Source organism: Dyella dinghuensis, assembly GCF_003977615.1.
Lineage (GTDB): Bacteria > Pseudomonadota > Gammaproteobacteria > Xanthomonadales > Rhodanobacteraceae > Dyella_B > Dyella_B dinghuensis.
In genome coordinates this window covers 636786-654922 of the sequence record NZ_RYZR01000007.1, presented here as the reverse complement: position 1 = coordinate 654922, position 18137 = coordinate 636786, and the positions used below count along the sequence as shown (strand labels likewise).

Here is an 18137-nt window from a genome sequence, read left to right as displayed (position 1 = left end):
GCTATGGCGCCCAAGGCGAGCCAAAATGCACGGCATCGATACGCAAACCCGGCCGGTAAACGCGGATGGCGCATAGATCGACATTACGCGTCGTGACCCGCTCCCCGGTCGAAAGTCGCGTCTGGAGATCAAACAAGCAACCGTTACCACCGTGCACATCAATCATCGTGGCCGCACCGTATTTGAATGGCCGGTCTGGGTCGTCGAAAACCAGCTTAGCCGAGGACTCGCCGCCGGCTTGCGATACGGTAAACGACACAATCTCGCTTGGCATGTCGTTAAAGAGTTTGAAGCGATGGACCGATTGCGCCATCGCAAGACATGGAATGCACAGCAAACCCATGGTTATCCATCGCAGATGCATAGCGTTCTCCAGAAAAAGAGCGCAGAAAGCCCCGGGCGGCATGGCGACATGCCACCGTTGTTGCCTGACTCGACAATGCGGGGAAAAGCCCGGCGAACACGCCGGGCAGCAGACGCGTTACTAGGGTGTGATGCGTCGCGCGGCGAAGAAATAAATGAGGTTGCTCAATCCAAACGCGACGAGCAGCACCGCAAGCGCTCCGGGAGTGATGTCAGTCCAACCGGCCCATTGAATGATCGCGAAGCCGAGCCCCCCAAGCAGCAGCAGCAGCCCCCAACGCAGCGAGCTCATGCGGCCGCGGTGGTCGTCACCGCGTATCACCGATTCGATGAGTTCCTTCGACTCGGATGCTTGCAACATCTTGATACGCATACGGGCGTCCACCAGCAATTTGATCACATAGGTCACACCGTACGTTACGCATAGAAACAACAACACCGGGACAACTGTTCCCTTATCCATCGACTTCTCCCGACTCAGGATGCGCCGGTCTTGGCGCTTGCAGGGATATAGATACAGTTACCACTCCCCCGGTTGCAGCTACCCCATTGCAACCGAATTCGTCTTGCCTGTATCTGTAAGGTATCAGGGAACCCGATGCCGCATGAGCCCATCCACGGACCGTCCATTGGTTGAAGCCGTCCTGGCGAATGCGCCCGGCGCGTTCGAGCGGCTCGTGCGCGAGCACCAGGATCTGTGCTGGCACATCATCTATCGCATGGTTCGTCACCCGGAGGATGCGCGCGACCTGTGCCAGGACACATTCCTGCGCGTACATCGCACCCTGCATCAGTACCGCTACGAAAGCGCGCTGAAGTCGTGGATTGGACGCATTGCCTACAACATCGCCTTGCGTTATTTGGAGCGCAAGCGCATCGTCGTTTTCGACGCCGTCCAGGACGACGATCTGCCTCCCCTGGTCGAGAACGTGAGCGACGGCTTCGACCTGGAAGCGGCCTACGCCGATCAGGACATGGCCACACGTCTGCATGCAGCGATCGAAACGCTACCCCCGCTGCAACGCACCGTGCTCACGCTCTATCATCTGGACGAATTGCCGATCGGCGATATCGCCGCCATTACCGGTCTCGCCATCGGCACGATCAAAAGTCACCTGTTTCGCACACGCCTGCATTTGCGCGGAGTGCTCGAATCCGCACATGGAGTCCTGCCATGAACCACACACCGCAACCGCCACGCAACGAAGCCGAAGAACGCGAATGGCTGATGCAGGAAAGGGCTGCCGAAGCCGGACGGATTGAAGCGCAGCCGGATGATGCGACACCGACGTCTTATGACGCGATCGCGCACGCATTGCGCCAACCATTGAATGAAAACCTTCCGACTGACTTTGCCCGTCACGTTGCGAATCGGGCGCGGCAACGTGCTTCCATCAATATGTACTTCGAGCTGGTGCTCAGCTTGACACTTTGCGGTGTGTTGGTGCTAATGCTGGGAGGCTTGGTCATGTATTTCGGTGCAGGTTGGCTGAAGCTTGCTCAATCCAACTTACCCCTAAGAGCCATAGCGAATGAATGGATCGTGGCACTCATCGCTTGCCTGCTCGTATTCAATCTCATCAGTAAGCTGCTCGATGTGCGTGGGCGAGCAGCGCACTGAACAGTTACCATTTATCACATCAGCAGCTTGCGGACCTTAAGCAGCGCCGCGATGAAAACGTCGACTTCTTCGCGCGTGTTGTAGAACGCGAGCGATGCGCGCAGCGTGGCGGGGACACCGTAGAACTGCATCAGCGGATGCGCACAGTGGTGGCCTGAGCGAACGGCCACGCCTTCAAGATCGAGCAAGGTGGCCATGTCAGTCGCCTGTGCACCTTCGATGAGGAAGGAAATAACCGGCTCCTTTTCCGCGGCCTCGCCAAAAATGCGCAGCCCCGGAATCTCACGCAGGCGTTCGGTGGCATACGCCAGCAACTCGTGTTCCCAAGCCCGGATGGCATCGAAGCCAATCGATTGCACGTAGTCGATAGCCGCACCCACACCGGCGAAGCCGGCGATGTTCGGTGTACCGGCCTCGAATTTGTGCGGTGGCTCGGCAAAGGTGGTGCCGTCAAAACGCACTTCGCGAATCATCTCGCCGCCACCAAAGAACGGCGGCATGGATTGCAGATGCTCACGCTTGGCCCATAAGCCGCCCGTGCCGGTCGGTGCCAGCATTTTGTGGCCGGTAAACGCATAAAAGTCGCAACCAAGTGCCTGCACATCGACAGGCCGATGCGGCAGCGCTTGTGAACCATCCACTAGCAACGGAATACCGCGTCGACGGCATTCGCGTGCAATCTCGCGCACGGGATTGACCGTACCGAGCACGTTGGAAACATGCGTCACGCAAGCCAGTTTCACTTCCGGCGTGAGCATTTCGAAAAACTTTTCAAGGATAAGCTCGCCGCGTTCATTGATCGGCGCAGCTTTCACGGTGGCGCCTGCACGCGCCGCCACAAGCTGCCACGGCACGATGTTGGCGTGATGCTCCATCACCGTCGTGAGAATTGCATCGCCCGGCTTCAAGCGCGGCAGCGCGAAACTGTAAGCCACTGTATTCATCGACTGCGTCGTGCCCGACGTAAGCACGATGTCGTTGCGCGAAGCGGCGTTGATCCATGCTGCGAGTTTGTCGCGCGCGCCTTCGTATGCTGCCGTCGCCTCTTCACCCAACTGATGAACGGCGCGCGCCACATTCGCATTGTGCTCGCGATAGTGACGATCGACCGCTTCGATTACCTGCAGCGGTTTCTGGCTGGTATTGGCGTTGTCGAAGTACACCAGCGGCTTGCCATGCACCTTGCGGCCAAGCAGCGGAAAATCCGTGCGGATGCGCTGGACGTCGAAGTCGAGAGGCTGATTGGGCTTGGCGTTCATAGGGGATCGATTTACGGCAAGTGTGCGAGCAGCGCTTCGGAGAAGTGTTCGCGCAGGGATTCATTGGGCAGCGATGCGAAGACCGAACGGCAGAACGCTGCCGTAAGCAACGCGCGCGCTTCGGCGTATGGCAGGCCACGCGAGCGCAGGTAGAACAGCGCGCGCTCGTCGAGCTGACCGATCGTGGCGCCATGCGCGGCTTTCACTTCGTCCGCATAGATTTCGAGTTCCGGCTTGGTATCGATTTCCGCCAGACCGGAAAGCAGCAGGTTCTTGTTGCTGAGGTTCGCGTCGCTGCCGTCCGCCCCTTGCGCAACGACGATGGCGCCACGGAACACGCCGTGGGCGCGCTCGTCGGCGACACCACGCCACGTCGATTCCGACGCGGTATTGAGTGCCTGATGACGGATCGACAGCTGCGTGTCGACGTGCTGACGGCCGCGCAATACGAATACACCGCGCGTGTCCAGACGCGCTTCATCGCCACGAAGTTCGGCATGCAGATCGTGACGCACCAGCGCACCGCCGAGTTCCAGCACGTGCAGTGCCGCGTGCGCCTTGGCGCCGAGATGCAAGCTGCCGCGACGAATCAAGGTACTTTCTTCGGCTGCGTTCTGGAGCAGCGCGTGCTGGAGGCGCGCACCGTCGTGCACAACGATATCGGTGACCACGGTGCCAAGATGCTTGTGTGCGATGTTGGACACATGATGCTCGACGAGATCGAGCTCGGCACCCTCACCCAGCTCAATGACATTCCGCAGATGCCATGCAAGATCGCCTTCTGCTGGTGTGCCGACAAAGCACAGCTGCACGGGTTTGCCGACGCGTGTGCCCGGTGCAACGCGCAGCACGACGCCATCGCCGGCCAGCGCCGCATTGAGGCGTGCGAAGGCATCGCTCGTTTCGCGATAGTGACGGCTCAACGCAAAACGCAGCGGCTCAGGGTCCTTGCTCAGCACCATTGAAAGCGGCTGCAACGTCAAACCGGCAGGAAGCGCTTCAAGACGTGAAAGATCCGCACGGAAAGCACCGTTGACGAAAACCAGCCGCGGACCATCGACACCCGGAAGCACGAGTTCCTTTGGATCAACGTTGCGCGTCGGTGCGCCGGGATCGCCATGCGTAAACCGCCGTTGACCCAGCGCACGCAGGGCCGTGTATTTCCACGCCTCGGCACGCGTATCGGGCAAACCCGCCGCGATGAATGCTTCGAGATTTTCACGACGCGCCGTATCCAGCCACGCGTGCCCGCTGCCGGCCAAACGCACGCTGTCAATGTCACGCAGGCCGTCGATAAACGGAACCGGTGCCGGCGTCGGACTCATACACGCGCCTCGGAAGCGAGCGCTGGATCGCGATCGGCAATCCAGGCGTAGCCGTGTTCTTCAAGCTTCAGCGCCAGCGTCTTGTCGCCACTTTCGACGATGCGGCCATCGGACAGGACATGCACAAAATCCGGCTCGATGTAATCGAGCAGGCGCTGGTAATGAGTGATGACAAGGAAGGCGCGATCGGGCGAGCGCAGCGCGTTGACACCTTGTGCCACCTGTTTGAGCGCATCGATATCCAGGCCCGAGTCGGTTTCGTCGAGGATCGCCAGCTTCGGCTCAAGCACCGCCATCTGGAAAATCTCGTTACGCTTTTTCTCACCACCGGAGAAACCTTCGTTCACGGCGCGATGCAGCAGCTCGTCGGAGATCTGCATGATCTTCAACTTCTCGCGCACGAGCTTGAGGAACTGCATGGAATCGAGTTCCGGCTCACCGCGCTGCTTACGCTGCGCATTCAGCGCTGCACGCAGGAAGTAGGTGTTGTTCACACCTGGAATTTCGACCGGATACTGGAACGCCAGAAACAAGCCCGCCGCGGCACGCTCTTCCGGTTCCAGGGTGAGCAGATCGCGGCCTTCGAAGATCACCGAGCCTTCGGTCACTTCGTAGCCGTCACGGCCGGAAAGCACGTTGCCCAGCGTGGATTTGCCCGCGCCGTTGGGGCCCATAATGGCGTGCACTTCGCCCGGATTCACGGTCAGCGTGAGTCCCTTGAGAATGTCTTTGCCCTCGACGCGGGCGTGCAGGTTTTCGATCTTCAGCATGTTGTTTCCTGTTGCGGCATCACGCGATGCCACCACGTTTCGTTAATCCGTTTCAGCTGTTGCTTTGATAGGAGCCGGCGCAAACGTCGCCTTCCTGGGTGCCCTTCAGCCACGCTCGCAGTTCTTCGATGCGTTTACGGGTCATCGCTTCGAGCTCATTGTCGGCGCACATGGGATAGACGCTGCCGTACTGGAGACCCTTGTCGCTAGCGGGATAACGCGCTTCCAGTTCGGCATCACGAAATGCCACCCACGCTTTCTGCGCCGTACGCAGTTTTGCGGTGAACACTTTGTCCGAAGCGTACTTGGCGAGCACCTGCTGGTAGACCTGATTGAGCTCTTTGTCTGCGGCCGCCAGACTTTTGGATGCGCACTCGTCCATAGCCGCCTGCGATTGAGCGTTGTCCATGCACTTGTCGCTCGAAGCCGCCGCTGTGGCCGCGGGTGCCGGCGCGGTACCGGCGGTAGCGATGCCGCCGAAAGCCACAGCAAAAACTGCCACGCAAAGCTTTGTGGAGAGTTTCATCCGACTGCCCCTTCCAGTGAGATTTCAAGGAGTTTCTTCGCTTCGACCGCGAACTCCATCGGCAGCTCGCGGAACACCTGCTTGCAGAAGCCGTCAACAATCATCGAGACCGCGTCTTCTTCACTGATACCGCGTGCGCGGCAGTAGAAGAGCTGGTCGTCGGAAATCTTGGATGTGGTTGCCTCGTGTTCGACGATGGCGCTCGGATTTTTCACTTCCATGTACGGGAAGGTATGCGCGCCGCACTTCTTGCCGATCAGCAGCGAATCGCACTGCGTGTAGTTGCGCGCGCCATCGGCACCCTTCTCCACTTTCACCAGACCGCGGTAGCTATTGGAGCTGCGGCCGGCGCTGATGCCTTTGGACACGATCTTGGATTTCGTGCCTTTGCCGATGTGGATCATCTTGGTGCCGGTGTCGGCTTGCTGGCGATGATGCGTCAGCGCGACGGAGTAGAACTCGCCCACTGAACGGTCGCCGCGCAAAACGCAGCTCGGATATTTCCATGTGATCGCAGAACCCGTTTCGACCTGCGTCCAGGAAATCTTCGAATCGTCGCCGCGGCAATCGCCGCGCTTGGTCACGAAGTTGTAGATACCGCCGCGACCTTCTTCGTCGCCCGGATACCAGTTCTGCACCGTGGAATATTTGATATTCGCTTTTTCCAGCGCCACCAGCTCCACCACCGCCGCGTGCAGCTGATTTTCATCACGCATGGGCGCCGTGCAGCCTTCGAGATAGGACACCTGAGCGCCCTCTTCCGCGATGATCAGCGTGCGCTCGAACTGGCCGGTGTGACCGGCGTTGATGCGAAAGTAGGTAGACAGTTCCATCGGGCAACGCACGCCCTTCGGAATGAACACGAAGGAGCCATCGGAGAACACGGCCGAGTTCAGCGCAGCGAAGTAGTTGTCGCCGGTTGGTACGACACTCCCGAGGTACTTCTGCACCAGTTCCGGATATTCGCGGATGGCTTCGCTCATCGAACAGAAAATCACGCCGACTTCGGCAAGTTCTTTGCGGAACGTGGTGCCGACGGAAACGGAGTCGAACACGGCATCGACCGCGACACCCGCGAGCTTCGCGCGCTCATGCAACGGCACGCCGAGCTTGTCGTAGGCTTCAAGCAGTTTCGGATCGACCTCATCGAGCGACTTCGGGCGATTCTTCGGCGAGGCGTAATAGCTGATCGCCTGAAAATCGATCGGTGCGATATTGAGCTTCGCCCAATGCGGTGTGGGCATCGTCAGCCAGTGACGATAGGCCTTCAGACGCCACTCGGTCATCCACTCCGGCTCGCCCTTGAGCGCGGAGAGCTGGCGCACGATGTCTTCCGACAGACCCGGCGGCAAGCTGTCGGTTTCGATGTCGGTGATGAAGCCGGCTTCGTAGCGACGGCCGAGCGCGGCGGCGACTTCTGCGTTGTCGCGCAGCACGGCGGGGCTATCGTTTTCGATGGTCATGGTGCAGTCCTGCCTTTCAATTCGGGAAGCGCGACGGTGGCGACGGGCGCGTGCGCAGCGGGGCGCAACATGTCGGCCAAGCTCATCGAGCGCAATGCGTTATCCAAGACGTTGTTGATGCGTTGCCAGCTACCGCGCACGCCACATTGTTTTTCGCGTTCGCAATGGCCGTCGCTCATGCTGCATTCGGTCATGCCGAGCGGCCCTTCCATCGCTTCGACGATGTCGGCGACGCTGATGTCGCTGGCCGGACGCGCGAGACGATAACCGCCGTTGACGCCGCGGAACGACTCGACCAGTCCAGCATGCCCAAGCGACTTCAGCAATTTGCTGACCGTGGGCAATTCCAGATGCGCTTCCTCGGCAATTTGCGCCGTGCTGAGGACGTCATCAGGGTGCGCGGCGATGCAGGTCATCACCACGGTGGCGTAGTCGGTCAGTCGGCTGACACGGAACATGGGGAGGCACCGCGTTAATCCAGACTAAAATGGTACTGATTAACGGCTTTGGGGTCAATCTGAAGCTATCGCCGCCGCTGCAGCTTTGCACCATCCTGGAGCAGATGGCGCACCATAACGAACCGCACCGTACTGCCGGACACGCGCACCCATTCGGGCAAACGGCTTACCACTGCGCTTTGCATCACACGCCCCCGCATGGCACGCAATCTGCTGTACCGCAACAAAGCCGGACGATGGGGAGCTAGTACGCATGAAGTGGATCACCGCGATCATCAAACCCTTCACGCTCGACGACGTCCGCGAGGCGCTCGGCGAGGCGGGGGTGCAAGGCATGACGGTTACCGAGGTCAAAGGCTTCGGCCGGCAGCGGGGGCATACGGAGCTCTATCGCGGTTCGGAATACGTGGTCGATTTCCTGCCCAAGTTGAAGATCGAACTGGCCGTGAGCGATGAGCAGGTGGAGCTGGCGATCGAGGCGATCACCAAAGCTGCCCGCACCGGCAAAGTGGGCGACGGAAAAATCTTCGTCAGCGATCTCGAACAGGTCATTCGCATTCGCACGCAGGAGGTCGACGCCGATGCGCTTTGATTCGGGAATTAAAAAGCGACGCAACATGATGCGAGCGATCGTCGCGCTACTCGCTGTCTTTTTTGCGCTACCAGCGTTCGCACAGGCAACACCAGCACCAACGCTCAACAGTGGCGACACCGCATGGATGATCGTCGCCGGTACGCTGGTGTTGATGATGACGATTCCTGGCGCCGCGCTTTTCTACGGCGGCATGGTGCGCGCCAAGAATCTGCTTTCGGTGATGATGCAATGCATGGCGATCACTTCGCTCGTCACTGTGTTGTGGATGGTTTACGGCTATTCGCTTGCGTTCGGCACCGGCGGCATGACGGCGGGTGTCACGAACTGGCATTCGATTCTTGGCGATACGAATCGTTTTCTGTTGCGCGGACTCACACCGTCGTCGCTTTACCAGACGGTGCCGGAAAGCGTGTACATCATGTTCCAGTTGACGTTCGCGATCATCACGCCGGTATTGATCGTCGGCGCCTACGCCGAACGCATGAAATTCAGCGCGATGCTGTGGTTCAGCGGACTATGGCTGACCTTCGTCTATCTGCCGATTGCGCACATGGTGTGGAGCGGTCCGGGTTCGTTGCTGGGCGATCTGGGCGTGCTGGATTTCGCGGGCGGTACCGTAGTGCATATCAACGCGGGTATCGCCGGTCTTGTTGCCTGTCTTGTGCTTGGCAAACGCCGCGGCTATCCGCATACGCATATGCCGCCGCACAATCTTGGCTACACCGTAATGGGCGCCAGTTTTCTGTGGCTGGGCTGGTTCGGATTCAACGCGGGTTCGGCGGTTGCCGCCAATGGCAGCGCAGGCATGGCGATGCTGGTGACGCAGATCGCCACGGCTGCGGCGGCGATTGGCTGGGTCGCGATGGAGTGGATGGTGCACAAACGCGCCAGCGTGCTGGGCATTGCGTCGGGCGCTGTGGCGGGTCTCGTCGCTGTCACTCCGGCCGCGGGAACCGCGGGGCCCGGTGGCGCGTTGATCCTGGGCTTTATCGCCGGCGCGGTGTGCTTCTTCTCGGCAACACGCCTTAAGCACAAGTTTGGCTACGACGACACGCTGGATGTGTTCGGCGTGCACGCCATCGCGGGTATCATCGGCGCCCTGCTCACTGGCATCTTCGCCGCGCCCGTGCTCGGTGGATTCGGCACCGTGACGTCGCCGTTGGCGCAATTGTGGATACAGGCCAAAGGCGTGGGCTTCACCATTGTCTGGAGTGCCGTGCTGAGCTGGGTGATCCTGAAATTGATCGAAAAAACCATCGGCTTGCGCGTCGGTCCCGAGCAGGAACAGGTCGGCCTGGATATCGCCGAGCACGAAGAACGCGCCTACAACCTTTCCTGAGGCAAGAACAGCCTGTGCGCCGATGGCGCACAGGCTCTAAGCTGTTCGCGTGTTATCTGCGAACAGCCCCATGGACCACGCCACCGATCGCGCAGCCGCCCGCCTCGCCTGGACGCGCGCCAGCCTCCACGACAACTCGCTCATACTGGAACCGGCCTCGGCGGACGCGAGTTTCCGCAGCTATTGGCGCACGCATCACGACGGCCGCAGCGTGATCGTGATGGACTCGCCACCCGCGCAGGAAGATCCGCGCCCGTGGTTGAAGATCGGCGAACAGCTCGCCGCGGCTGGTTTGCACGTACCCAAGGTGTACGACAAGGATCTTGAGCAGGGTTTCCTGCTGATCGAAGACCTTGGCAGCCGTTTGTATCTGCCGGCCTTGAATGACGAAAGCGCCGATGCACTCTATTGCGATGCAATGGATGCGCTGCTCCATATGCAAACGCGTATGCGCTACAGCGATCTACCGCCATTCGATGAAACTGTATTGATCAACGGCCTGAACATCATGCCGGAATGGTTTCTCCGGCGACATCTCGGTCACACACCTGATTCGCATGAGCAGAAGGTTCTAAACGACGCGTTTGCACTCATCATCAAGAACGCGATGGAACAACCTCGCTGCTTTGTCCATCGTGATTTTCACAGCCGCAATCTGCTGATCGTCGATCACAACAATCCGGGCGTCATCGATTTTCAGGGTGCGCTCGCCGGACCGATGACTTACGATCTCGCCTCACTGCTGCGCGACGGATATATCGCGTGGAAGCGTGAGCGCGTAGAGAACTGGGTGGAGTCGTATCGATTGCGTTTGAGAGATGCGAATGCGCTTGCAGCCGACGTCGATCGCGCTCAGTTTCAGCGTTGGTTCGACCTGACGGGATTACACCGCCATATCCGCGTGCTTGGCCAGTTTTATCGGCTGTGGTATCGCGATGGCAAACCGGGTTATCTGTCCGATGTTCCGCGCGTGTATCACTACGTTGTTTCTGTCGCCCGAAGCTATCCCGAATTGTCGGACTTCGTCGCATTGCTTGAACGCCATGTGCAAAACCGCGATCTGACGCAGGTGGCAAACGCATGAGGCACGCCCTGATCTTTGCCGCAGGACTCGGCGAACGCATGCGCCCGCTGACAGATCGCACGCCCAAGCCATTGCTTGACGTTCGTGGCAAGCCGCTGATTGTGTGGCATCTGGAAAAACTGGCGGCTGTCGACGTGCACTACGTCGTGATCAACACCTCGCACTTGGCCGATCAATTTTCGGAAGTGCTTGGCGATGGTTCTCGCTGGGGTTTGCGTATTCGCTATGCGTATGAAGGACCTGTTCCGCTGGAAACCGGCGGCGGCATGTTGAATGCGTTACCACTGTTGGGCCCGGAACCATTTATCGCCATCAATGGCGACATCTGGACCGACGCCGACCTCGCCCAATTACCTGTCGAACCGCGCGGCCTCGCGCACCTGCTGCTGGTCGACAATCCAGGCCACCATCCGAAAGGTGACTTCGCGCTCGATCAACAGGGCGTCGTTCACAACGACGGCGAAGCACGACTGACGTTCAGCGGAATAGGTGTGTATCGCCGCGAACTATTGGACAACTGGCGCGGCGTGATCGGCGATAACCCCGACGCAAGCGCCAAACCACCGCGCTTCAAACTGGCACCGCTGTTGCGTTCGGCGATCGATCAAGGCGCGATCACAGGTACGCACTATCGGGGGGCCTGGACAGACGTCGGCACACCCGAACGGCTTGCAGCACTCAACACAGCGACCTGATTGCAGTCTGCTCAGGGCGCACTGGGCGCAACCGGTGTTGCATGCATCGCAGCGTTGACGGGCGGTACAGCGGGAGTTGGCGGCGTCACCATTGTTTCGCCTTCTTCCTGCGACAGCGCCGCGTCCTGCGCCTGCTTGGTCATCATGATGATGCTGATGCGGCGATTGATCGGATCGCTCGGATCGCCTTTGTCGAAAGGCACGGATGCGGCAAGTCCCACCACACGCGCAATTTTGTCGGAAACCAGACCGCCGCTCAGCAACGCGCGACGCGCCGCGTTTGCGCGATCGGCAGAAAGCTCCCAGTTGCTATAGCCCTGATCTCCGATGTACTGCGCGTCGTCCGTATGCCCGGTGATGCTTATCTTGTTGGGTGCTTCATCGATAAAGGTCGCCAGCTCGTGAAGAATGGCCGTGGTGTAAGGCTTCAACGTCGCGCTGCCGGTGTCGAACATCGGGCGGTTCTGCTTATCCACGATCTGGATGCGAAGACCTTCCGGCGTAATATCGAGCAATAGCTGATCCTTGAACGGCTCCAGCGCCTGACTTTTATCAATCGCGGCGTGCAGTTGCTCCATCAGATCTTCCAGCCGCTGCTTTTCCTTGTCGCGCGCGAGCTTCTCCACGTCCTTCGGCACTTCGGCCTTCTGCGCGGCGCGACGATCTTTGCCGGGACCGTGCGCCATATCCATCGCACCACCCAGTTTGATGGCGCTGTCGCTCGCTCCGCCCGGCCCCATCTTGCCTGGCGGCGCGACCGTGGCATTGCCTTGGACCATGCTCGGATTCTTGAAGTATTCGGAAATCGCAGCACGCTGCTCTCGCGTGCCCACGCCGATCAGCCACATCACAAGAAAGAACGCCATCATCGCGGTCACGAAGTCGGCGTACGCGACTTTCCACGCACCACCATGATGGCCGTGCTTCTTGCGCCGTGCGCGGCGCACGATGATTAACTGTTCGCCGCCCTCCTCGCTCATGCCGGGGCTCCGGCTCGCGCTCCCTTGAGGTGTTCTTCAAAGTCCTGGAAGTTCGGCCTCATGTGTGCCGATAAGGTCTTGCGTGCAAATTCGACCGACACCTTGGGGTTGTAACCACGCAGCGAAGATAGCAGTGCCACCTTCACGCATTCGAACGCCCTGCCGTCTTCATGCACCCGGCTTTCCATCGCGGCCGCGAGCGGACCCACGAAGCCATAGCAAAGCAGAATGCCAAGAAAGGTGCCGACCAATGCGCCCGCAATGTGTTCGCCAATCTGCGACGTGTCGCCACCGAGCTGCGACATAGTGGTAACGATACCAAGCACGGCCGCAACAATGCCGAAACCGGGAAGCGCATCCGCCATCTTCATCACCGCCGCTGCGGGTGCTTCGGCTTCCTGGTGATGCGTTTCCAGTTCCACTTCCAGCAACTGCTCCAGCTCATGCGGATTCATGTTGCCGCCGACAATCAGACGCAAGCAGTCGGTGATGAATTCGATCAGGTGATGTTCCTTGATGAGCCGCGGGTACGCTGCGAACACAGAACTCGTTTGCGGATCTTCGATATGCGGTTCCAGCGCAAGCAAACCCGATTTGCGCATGAGACTGAAGATGTCGTACAGCAACGCGAGCAAGTCGACGTAATCCTGCTTGCGATACTTGGGACCTTTGATGAGGCCCGCCATGCCACTCAGCGCTTCTTTCACGATCTTGGGTGGATTGGCGGACAGGAATGCGCCGAGCGACCCACCACCGATGATCATCAGTTCGTAGGGTTGCCAAAGCGCGAGGATGTGCCCGTGCGAGAGCAGATAACCGCCCAGTACGCACGAGATCACCACCAATGAACCGACTAGAACAAGCATGGGGACTCCATCCAGGACGCCATAGTCCTACTCATGCTTATCGACCGCTGGCCCTCGAAGTTAAGCAAGAAAAATTCATACGTATCAACGCGTCACACGCGCCGTCTTTTCATACGAATGTGACGCGTGAGGTCACTTATTGCGGGAATGTGATGTTGCACACATTAAAACGCGAACGGCCCGGATAACCGGGCCGTTGAGAAACGCGTATGTCACAAATCGCTTAGGGGCGGCGCGCCAATTCCGGATTCTCTTTGGTCACCGGCATCAGATCCTTCTTCGACACGCCCAGCCACAGCAGGATCGGGCTGGCGACGAAGATCGACGAGAGCGTACCGACCAGAATGCCGATCAGCATGGTGATCGCAAAACCGTGCACGGTCGGGCCGCCGAAGAAGAACAACGCAGCCATCGCGATGCCCGTGAACAGCGACGTGATGATGGTTCGCGACAGCGTGCTGTTGATCGAGCGGTTGAGAATCTCTTCCGGATCGGCCTTGCGCGACGAACGGAACAGTTCGCGAATACGGTCGAATACCACCACCTTGTCGTTGATCGAATAACCGATCACGGCCAGTACCGAGGCAAGCACAGTCAGGTCGAACTCGCGCTGCACCAGCGAGATCACGCCCAGCGTCACCAGCACGTCGTGCACTTCCGTGGCGAGTGCGGCGATGGCGAAGCGGCGTTCGAAACGAATCCACAAGTAAATGCCGATGCCGATGATCACGAAGATCGCGGCGGTGACACCGTCGCTGCGCAGCTGCTCACCGACCTGCGGGCCGACGTAGTCGCGGCTACCGATCTTTGCGTCGGGACGCGACACCTGCAGGGCCTTGGCGACGTCGCTGGCAATCAGATCCAGGTTGGGCGCCTTACCTTCCGGGCCAGCGTATTTCTTGTCGTCCTTGGGCTGAAAGCGGATGTCCACCTCACGCGTGCCGCCGACACTCTGCACCACGGCATTGTCGATGCCACCGGCGGTTAGTGCCGAACGCACATCTTCCGTCGACACCGGCTTGTCGTAGGTGACGCCGATGCGCACACCGCCCGTGAAATCCAGACCGTAATTCAGGCTGCGCGTGGCAAGCAGCGCGATGGATGCGACCATCAAAAGAATCGCGATGCCGACGCTGAACTTGCGGATTCGGAGGAAGTGGATATTGCTGTTGTGATTGAAAATTTCCATGTCGTTCCCCGATTACACCGACAGCGTCTTGAGCTTGCGGCCGCCGTGAATCAGTGCGGTGATCGCGTGAGTGACCGTGACCGAGGTGAACATCGAGGTCAGAATACCGATGAGCAGCGTGACACCGAAGCCCTTGATCGGGCCCGAGCCCATCGTGGTCAGTGCCAGCGCGGCGATAAGGTGGGTAACGTTGGCGTCGAGAATCGTCGCCCAGGCTTTTTCGTAGCCGGCGCGGATAGCCGCCAGCGGCGTGGAACCATTGCGCAATTCTTCACGCACGCGTTCGCAGATCAGCACGTTCGCGTCGATCGCCATACCCAGCGTCAGCACGATACCGGCGATGCCGGGCATCGTCAGCGTCACACCGATCAGCGACATCACCGCAACCAGGATCACCAGGTTGAAGAACAGCGCGACGTCGGCGACCAGGCCAAAGAGCTTGTAGTAGATCGCAGCGGCGAGCAGCACAAGGCCCAGACCCAGCAACACGGCCTTCAGACCCTTGTCGATGTTGTCCTGACCGAGGCTCGGGCCGATCACGCCTTCCTGCACGATATCCATGCGCGCTGCGAGCGAACCGCCCTTGAGCATCAACGCAAGGTCGGACGCGGCCTTCGCGGTTCCGAGGCCCGTGGTCTGGAAGTGGTTGCTGAAGACGCCCTGGATGGTGGCGTAGTTGATGACCTTATAGGTGGTCTTTGGCGTACGTACTTCCTTGCCATCGACGATCTTGGTGTCGGTGGTGGTCTCCACGTACACCACGGCCATCGGCTTGCCGACGTTATTGCTGGTGAAATCCAGCATCTTCGCGGCGGCAGCCGAATTCAGCGTGACATTTACGCTTGGCGTACCCGACTGCGAATCCGTGCCTGAAGACGCATCGACCAGCTCATCACCGCTGGCGATGATGTTCTTGCTGACCAAATAGGGCTGCCCTTCCGGACCGTAGTACAAGTGTGCATCCGGCGGGACGTTGCCTGTCTTCGCCGCATCTTGCACGGCGGGATCGCGCACATCGCCAAGGCCCGCGACGTATTCCAGCGTCGCCGTAGCGCCAATGACTTTCTTTGCTTCGGCCGGATCCTGCACACCGGCGAGCTCGACCGAAATATGGTCTTGGCCCTGCGCCTGGATAACCGGCTCGGACACGCCCAGCGCATTGATGCGATTGCCTAGCGTGGCCAGGTTCTGACGAATAGCGTTGGTTTGCAGATCGCGCAGCTTGTCCGGCTTGATCACCGCATTGAGAACATAGCGATCGCCGGTATTGGTGCCGTCCGTCACAGCAAGATCGGTGTACTCGTTGGCAATGGCATCGCTGGCAGCGGAGCGATCCGCCGCGGAGCCCAGCACAACGATCACGCCCTGGCCGCGCACCGCATTGCGCGACACCGAGACAAATTGAATCTTCTTGTCCTTGAGCAGCGCCGTGATGTCCTGCGTATAACGATTTTCCTGCTTGTCGATGACATCGTCCTGATCGACTGCCATCAGGAAGCGCACACCACCCTGCAAGTCCAGACCCAGCGGCATCGGACGGCCGCCGATCGCCCTGAGCCAGCCCGGCACGGTCGATTCGAGGTTGAACGCGATGGTGTAATTGTCGCCCAGTGCGGTCTTCAGTGCGTCGGCCGCGCTCTTCTGCAAGTCGCCGTTGTCGAAGCCGATCAGCACGTAATCACCGCGATTGGTGTCGTGCTTCAGACTTTCATCGACGTAAGGAATCTTGGCGGCCTGCAGCGCCGAGGTGATTTTCTGCTGCACCGTCGGATCGAGCGTGGCACCGCTTTGCGCGGCCGAGACCTGTACCGCTTGCAGCGGCTTGTACAGATTCGGTAGCGCATAAAGGATGCCCAGCACCAGTACGACGGCGACCAGGTAGTATCTCCAGCGTGGAAAATCACTCATGCCTTGCATCCATAAAAGCCGCGGCGCCCGGCCGCGGTAGCGTGAATTAATAGGAAAACCGATCCGGCGAGCGGAGCGCTCAAGACGACTTCAACGTGCCCTTCGGCAACACTTGTTGGACAGCGCTTCTCTGAACCTTGATCTTGACGTTCGGCGCGATCTCAACGGTCACGAAGTTCTCGCCCACCTCGTCGATGCGGCCCGCAATACCGCCGTTGGTGACCACTTCGTCGCCCTTGGACAGGCCCGCGATCAGGTCGCGATGCTCCTTCTGCCGCTTCGACTGCGGCCGGATCATCGTGAAATACATAAAACCGAACATGACGATCAACAGGATCAGCATGAAGGTGCCATTTTGCGCACCGCCCGGTGCCGCCTGTGCCAGCACAAAAGTCGTCGGAAAATTCATTAGCCCGTTCCGCAAGTTATGGCCGCAGCAGGAGTTTTCGCTGCGTGCCCAATAAAAGACCTTGGATTATGCCATGCGCCCCAGTGCTCTGCACACGGGCAGGCCTTCCCCTCCCAGCCGCTTGATTGGGGCCGGGGCCGGCTGTTGCAAGCGCACAACGGCCTAGGCGGTGTCGCCCCGGCGCCGGGCGTAGAACTCCGTCACGAAATCGTCCAGCTTGCTGGCCGCGATGGCTTCGCGCAGGCCGGCCATCAGACGCTGGTAGTGATGCAGGTTGTGGATGGTGGCCAGCTGGCTGCCGAGGATCTCGTTGCAGCGGTCCAGATGGCGAAGGTAGGCACGGCTGAAGCCCTGACTGCAGGCGTAGCACGCACACCCTTCCTCGATCACCCGCGTGTCGGCGGCGAACTTCGCGTTGCGGATGCGTAGCGTGCCTTCGGATGTGAAGAGAAATCCATTGCGCGCGTTACGTGTGGGCATCACGCAATCGAACATGTCGACGCCGCGGCGCACTGCCTCGACAATGTCTTCGGGACGCCCCACACCCATCAGGTAACGCGGACGATCTTGCGGCAACAACGGCAACGTGAAATCCAGCGTGTGATTGCGTTCGGCCTCGGGTTCGCCCACCGCCAGGCCACCCACCGCGTAGCCATCGAATCCAATCTGCACCAGACCTTCCGCAGAACGACGGCGCAGGTTTTCATACACGCTGCCCTGCACGATGCCGAACAAGGCGTTGGGATTGTGCAGATCGTCGAATGCGCGACGCGAACGCTCCGCCCAGCGCAGACTCAACTCCATCGATTCGGCCGCGACTTTTTCAGTCGCCGGATACGGCGTGCACTCGTCGAAGATCATCGCGACGTCCGAATCCAGCACCGTCTGGATTCGCATCGATTCTTCCGGCGACAGGAACACCTTGGAACCGTCGACAGGCGACGCGAACGTCACGCCCTGTTCGGTGATCTTGCGCTTGTGCGCCAGCGAGAACACCTGAAAACCGCCGGAGTCGGTGAGGATCGGCGCCTTCCAGCCAATAAAACGATGCAGGCCACCGAACTCGCCGACGATCTCCAGGCCCGGTCGCAAAAACAGATGAAACGTGTTGCCGAGAATGATCTCAGCCCCCACGTCGACCAGATCGCGCGGGGTCATGGCCTTCACTGAGCCGTAGGTGCCCACAGGCATGAAAGCGGGCGTTTCCACGGTTCCGCGGTCAAAGGTAAGACGCCCGCGGCGCGCGGCGCCATCGGTGGCTAGAAGATCGAAATGCATGGCAGTCAT

At 59.7% G+C, this 18137-nt stretch carries 20 protein-coding genes; 6 read left to right on the top strand and 14 right to left on the bottom strand.

Translation table 11 applies throughout. The annotated features are described in order from the left end of the window. Position 1: 1 nt before the first annotated feature. The gene (locus tag EKH79_RS16565) at positions 2 to 364 is read right to left on the bottom strand and encodes a hypothetical protein (RefSeq protein ID WP_126674921.1); all 363 of its coding nucleotides are present in this window, start codon (positions 362 to 364) and stop codon (positions 2 to 4) included. A 120-nt stretch (positions 365 to 484) separates the two neighbouring features. Beyond that, entirely contained in the window at positions 485 to 826 is a 342-nt protein-coding gene (locus EKH79_RS16560; RefSeq protein ID WP_126674920.1) for a DUF6249 domain-containing protein, read from the bottom strand. Positions 827 to 968: 142 nt separating this feature from the next. On the opposite strand from EKH79_RS16560, the gene EKH79_RS16555 reads away from it, so the two are divergent. After that, positions 969 to 1541 (top strand): RNA polymerase sigma factor, encoded by a 573-nt coding sequence (locus EKH79_RS16555; RefSeq protein ID WP_126674919.1) that lies wholly within the window; start codon positions 969 to 971, stop codon positions 1539 to 1541. Next, entirely contained in the window at positions 1538 to 1984 is a 447-nt protein-coding gene (locus EKH79_RS16550; RefSeq protein WP_126674918.1) for a hypothetical protein, read from the top strand. The genes EKH79_RS16555 and EKH79_RS16550 overlap by 4 nt, the downstream gene beginning before the upstream one ends. 14 nt (positions 1985 to 1998) lie before the next feature. Here EKH79_RS16550 and EKH79_RS16545 read toward each other — a convergent pair whose 3' ends face one another. The 6 genes from EKH79_RS16545 to EKH79_RS16520 are packed head-to-tail and all read right to left on the bottom strand — an operon-like array spanning position 1999 to position 7785. Then, on the bottom strand, positions 1999 to 3243 hold the full coding sequence (locus EKH79_RS16545; protein WP_126674917.1) for a cysteine desulfurase: 1245 nt from the start codon (positions 3241 to 3243) through the stop codon (positions 1999 to 2001). A gap of 11 nt (positions 3244 to 3254) precedes the next feature. Next, positions 3255 to 4568 carry a Fe-S cluster assembly protein SufD gene (gene sufD / locus EKH79_RS16540; RefSeq protein ID WP_126674916.1) on the bottom strand — a complete coding sequence of 438 codons (1314 nt, stop codon included), beginning with the start codon at positions 4566 to 4568 and terminating at the stop codon, positions 3255 to 3257. Further along, on the bottom strand, positions 4565 to 5338 hold the full coding sequence (gene sufC / locus EKH79_RS16535) for a Fe-S cluster assembly ATPase SufC (protein ID WP_126674915.1): 774 nt from the start codon (positions 5336 to 5338) through the stop codon (positions 4565 to 4567). The genes sufD and sufC overlap by 4 nt, the downstream gene beginning before the upstream one ends. Before the next feature lie 52 nt (positions 5339 to 5390). Next, positions 5391 to 5864, bottom strand: coding sequence for a lysozyme inhibitor LprI family protein (locus EKH79_RS16530; RefSeq protein ID WP_199754357.1), 474 nt, complete (start codon positions 5862 to 5864; stop codon positions 5391 to 5393). Further along, the gene (sufB, locus tag EKH79_RS16525) at positions 5861 to 7327 is read right to left on the bottom strand and encodes a Fe-S cluster assembly protein SufB (RefSeq protein ID WP_126674914.1); all 1467 of its coding nucleotides are present in this window, start codon (positions 7325 to 7327) and stop codon (positions 5861 to 5863) included. The genes EKH79_RS16530 and sufB overlap by 4 nt, the downstream gene beginning before the upstream one ends. Next, positions 7324 to 7785, bottom strand: coding sequence for an SUF system Fe-S cluster assembly regulator (locus tag EKH79_RS16520; RefSeq protein ID WP_126674913.1), 462 nt, complete (start codon positions 7783 to 7785; stop codon positions 7324 to 7326). Before EKH79_RS16520 ends, sufB begins: the two co-directional genes overlap by 4 nt. A 253-nt stretch (positions 7786 to 8038) precedes the next feature. On the opposite strand from EKH79_RS16520, the gene EKH79_RS16515 reads away from it, so the two are divergent. From EKH79_RS16515 to murU, 4 genes are all read left to right on the top strand, one after another. Further along, on the top strand, positions 8039 to 8377 hold the full coding sequence (locus EKH79_RS16515) for a P-II family nitrogen regulator (protein ID WP_126674912.1): 339 nt from the start codon (positions 8039 to 8041) through the stop codon (positions 8375 to 8377). A gap of 25 nt (positions 8378 to 8402) precedes the next feature. Then, positions 8403 to 9719: an ammonium transporter gene (locus EKH79_RS16510; protein ID WP_126674911.1), complete on the top strand. Its 1317-nt coding sequence runs from the start codon at positions 8403 to 8405 to the stop codon at positions 9717 to 9719. Between the two features lie 70 nt (positions 9720 to 9789). Beyond that, the gene (locus EKH79_RS16505) at positions 9790 to 10803 is read left to right on the top strand and encodes an aminoglycoside phosphotransferase family protein (RefSeq protein WP_126674910.1); all 1014 of its coding nucleotides are present in this window, start codon (positions 9790 to 9792) and stop codon (positions 10801 to 10803) included. Continuing rightward, on the top strand, positions 10800 to 11498 hold the full coding sequence (gene murU, locus EKH79_RS16500) for an N-acetylmuramate alpha-1-phosphate uridylyltransferase MurU (protein ID WP_126674909.1): 699 nt from the start codon (positions 10800 to 10802) through the stop codon (positions 11496 to 11498). The genes EKH79_RS16505 and murU overlap by 4 nt, the downstream gene beginning before the upstream one ends. An 11-nt stretch (positions 11499 to 11509) precedes the next feature. Here murU and motB read toward each other — a convergent pair whose 3' ends face one another. From motB to tgt, 6 genes are all read right to left on the bottom strand, one after another. Continuing rightward, positions 11510 to 12478 (bottom strand): flagellar motor protein MotB, encoded by a 969-nt coding sequence (gene motB, locus EKH79_RS16495; RefSeq protein WP_126674908.1) that lies wholly within the window; start codon positions 12476 to 12478, stop codon positions 11510 to 11512. After that, complete coding sequence (gene motA / locus EKH79_RS16490) at positions 12475 to 13344, bottom strand: flagellar motor stator protein MotA (protein WP_126674907.1); 870 nt, start codon at positions 13342 to 13344, stop codon at positions 12475 to 12477. Before motA ends, motB begins: the two co-directional genes overlap by 4 nt. Before the next feature lie 223 nt (positions 13345 to 13567). After that, positions 13568 to 14533: a protein translocase subunit SecF gene (gene secF, locus EKH79_RS16485; protein ID WP_126674906.1), complete on the bottom strand. Its 966-nt coding sequence runs from the start codon at positions 14531 to 14533 to the stop codon at positions 13568 to 13570. A 12-nt stretch (positions 14534 to 14545) separates the two neighbouring features. Then, complete coding sequence (secD, locus tag EKH79_RS16480; RefSeq protein WP_126674905.1) at positions 14546 to 16441, bottom strand: protein translocase subunit SecD; 1896 nt, start codon at positions 16439 to 16441, stop codon at positions 14546 to 14548. A 79-nt stretch (positions 16442 to 16520) separates the two neighbouring features. After that, positions 16521 to 16850: a preprotein translocase subunit YajC gene (gene yajC / locus EKH79_RS16475; protein WP_126674904.1), complete on the bottom strand. Its 330-nt coding sequence runs from the start codon at positions 16848 to 16850 to the stop codon at positions 16521 to 16523. Between the two features lie 162 nt (positions 16851 to 17012). Then, positions 17013 to 18137 (bottom strand): tRNA guanosine(34) transglycosylase Tgt, encoded by a 1125-nt coding sequence (gene tgt / locus EKH79_RS16470; protein ID WP_126674903.1) that lies wholly within the window; start codon positions 18135 to 18137, stop codon positions 17013 to 17015.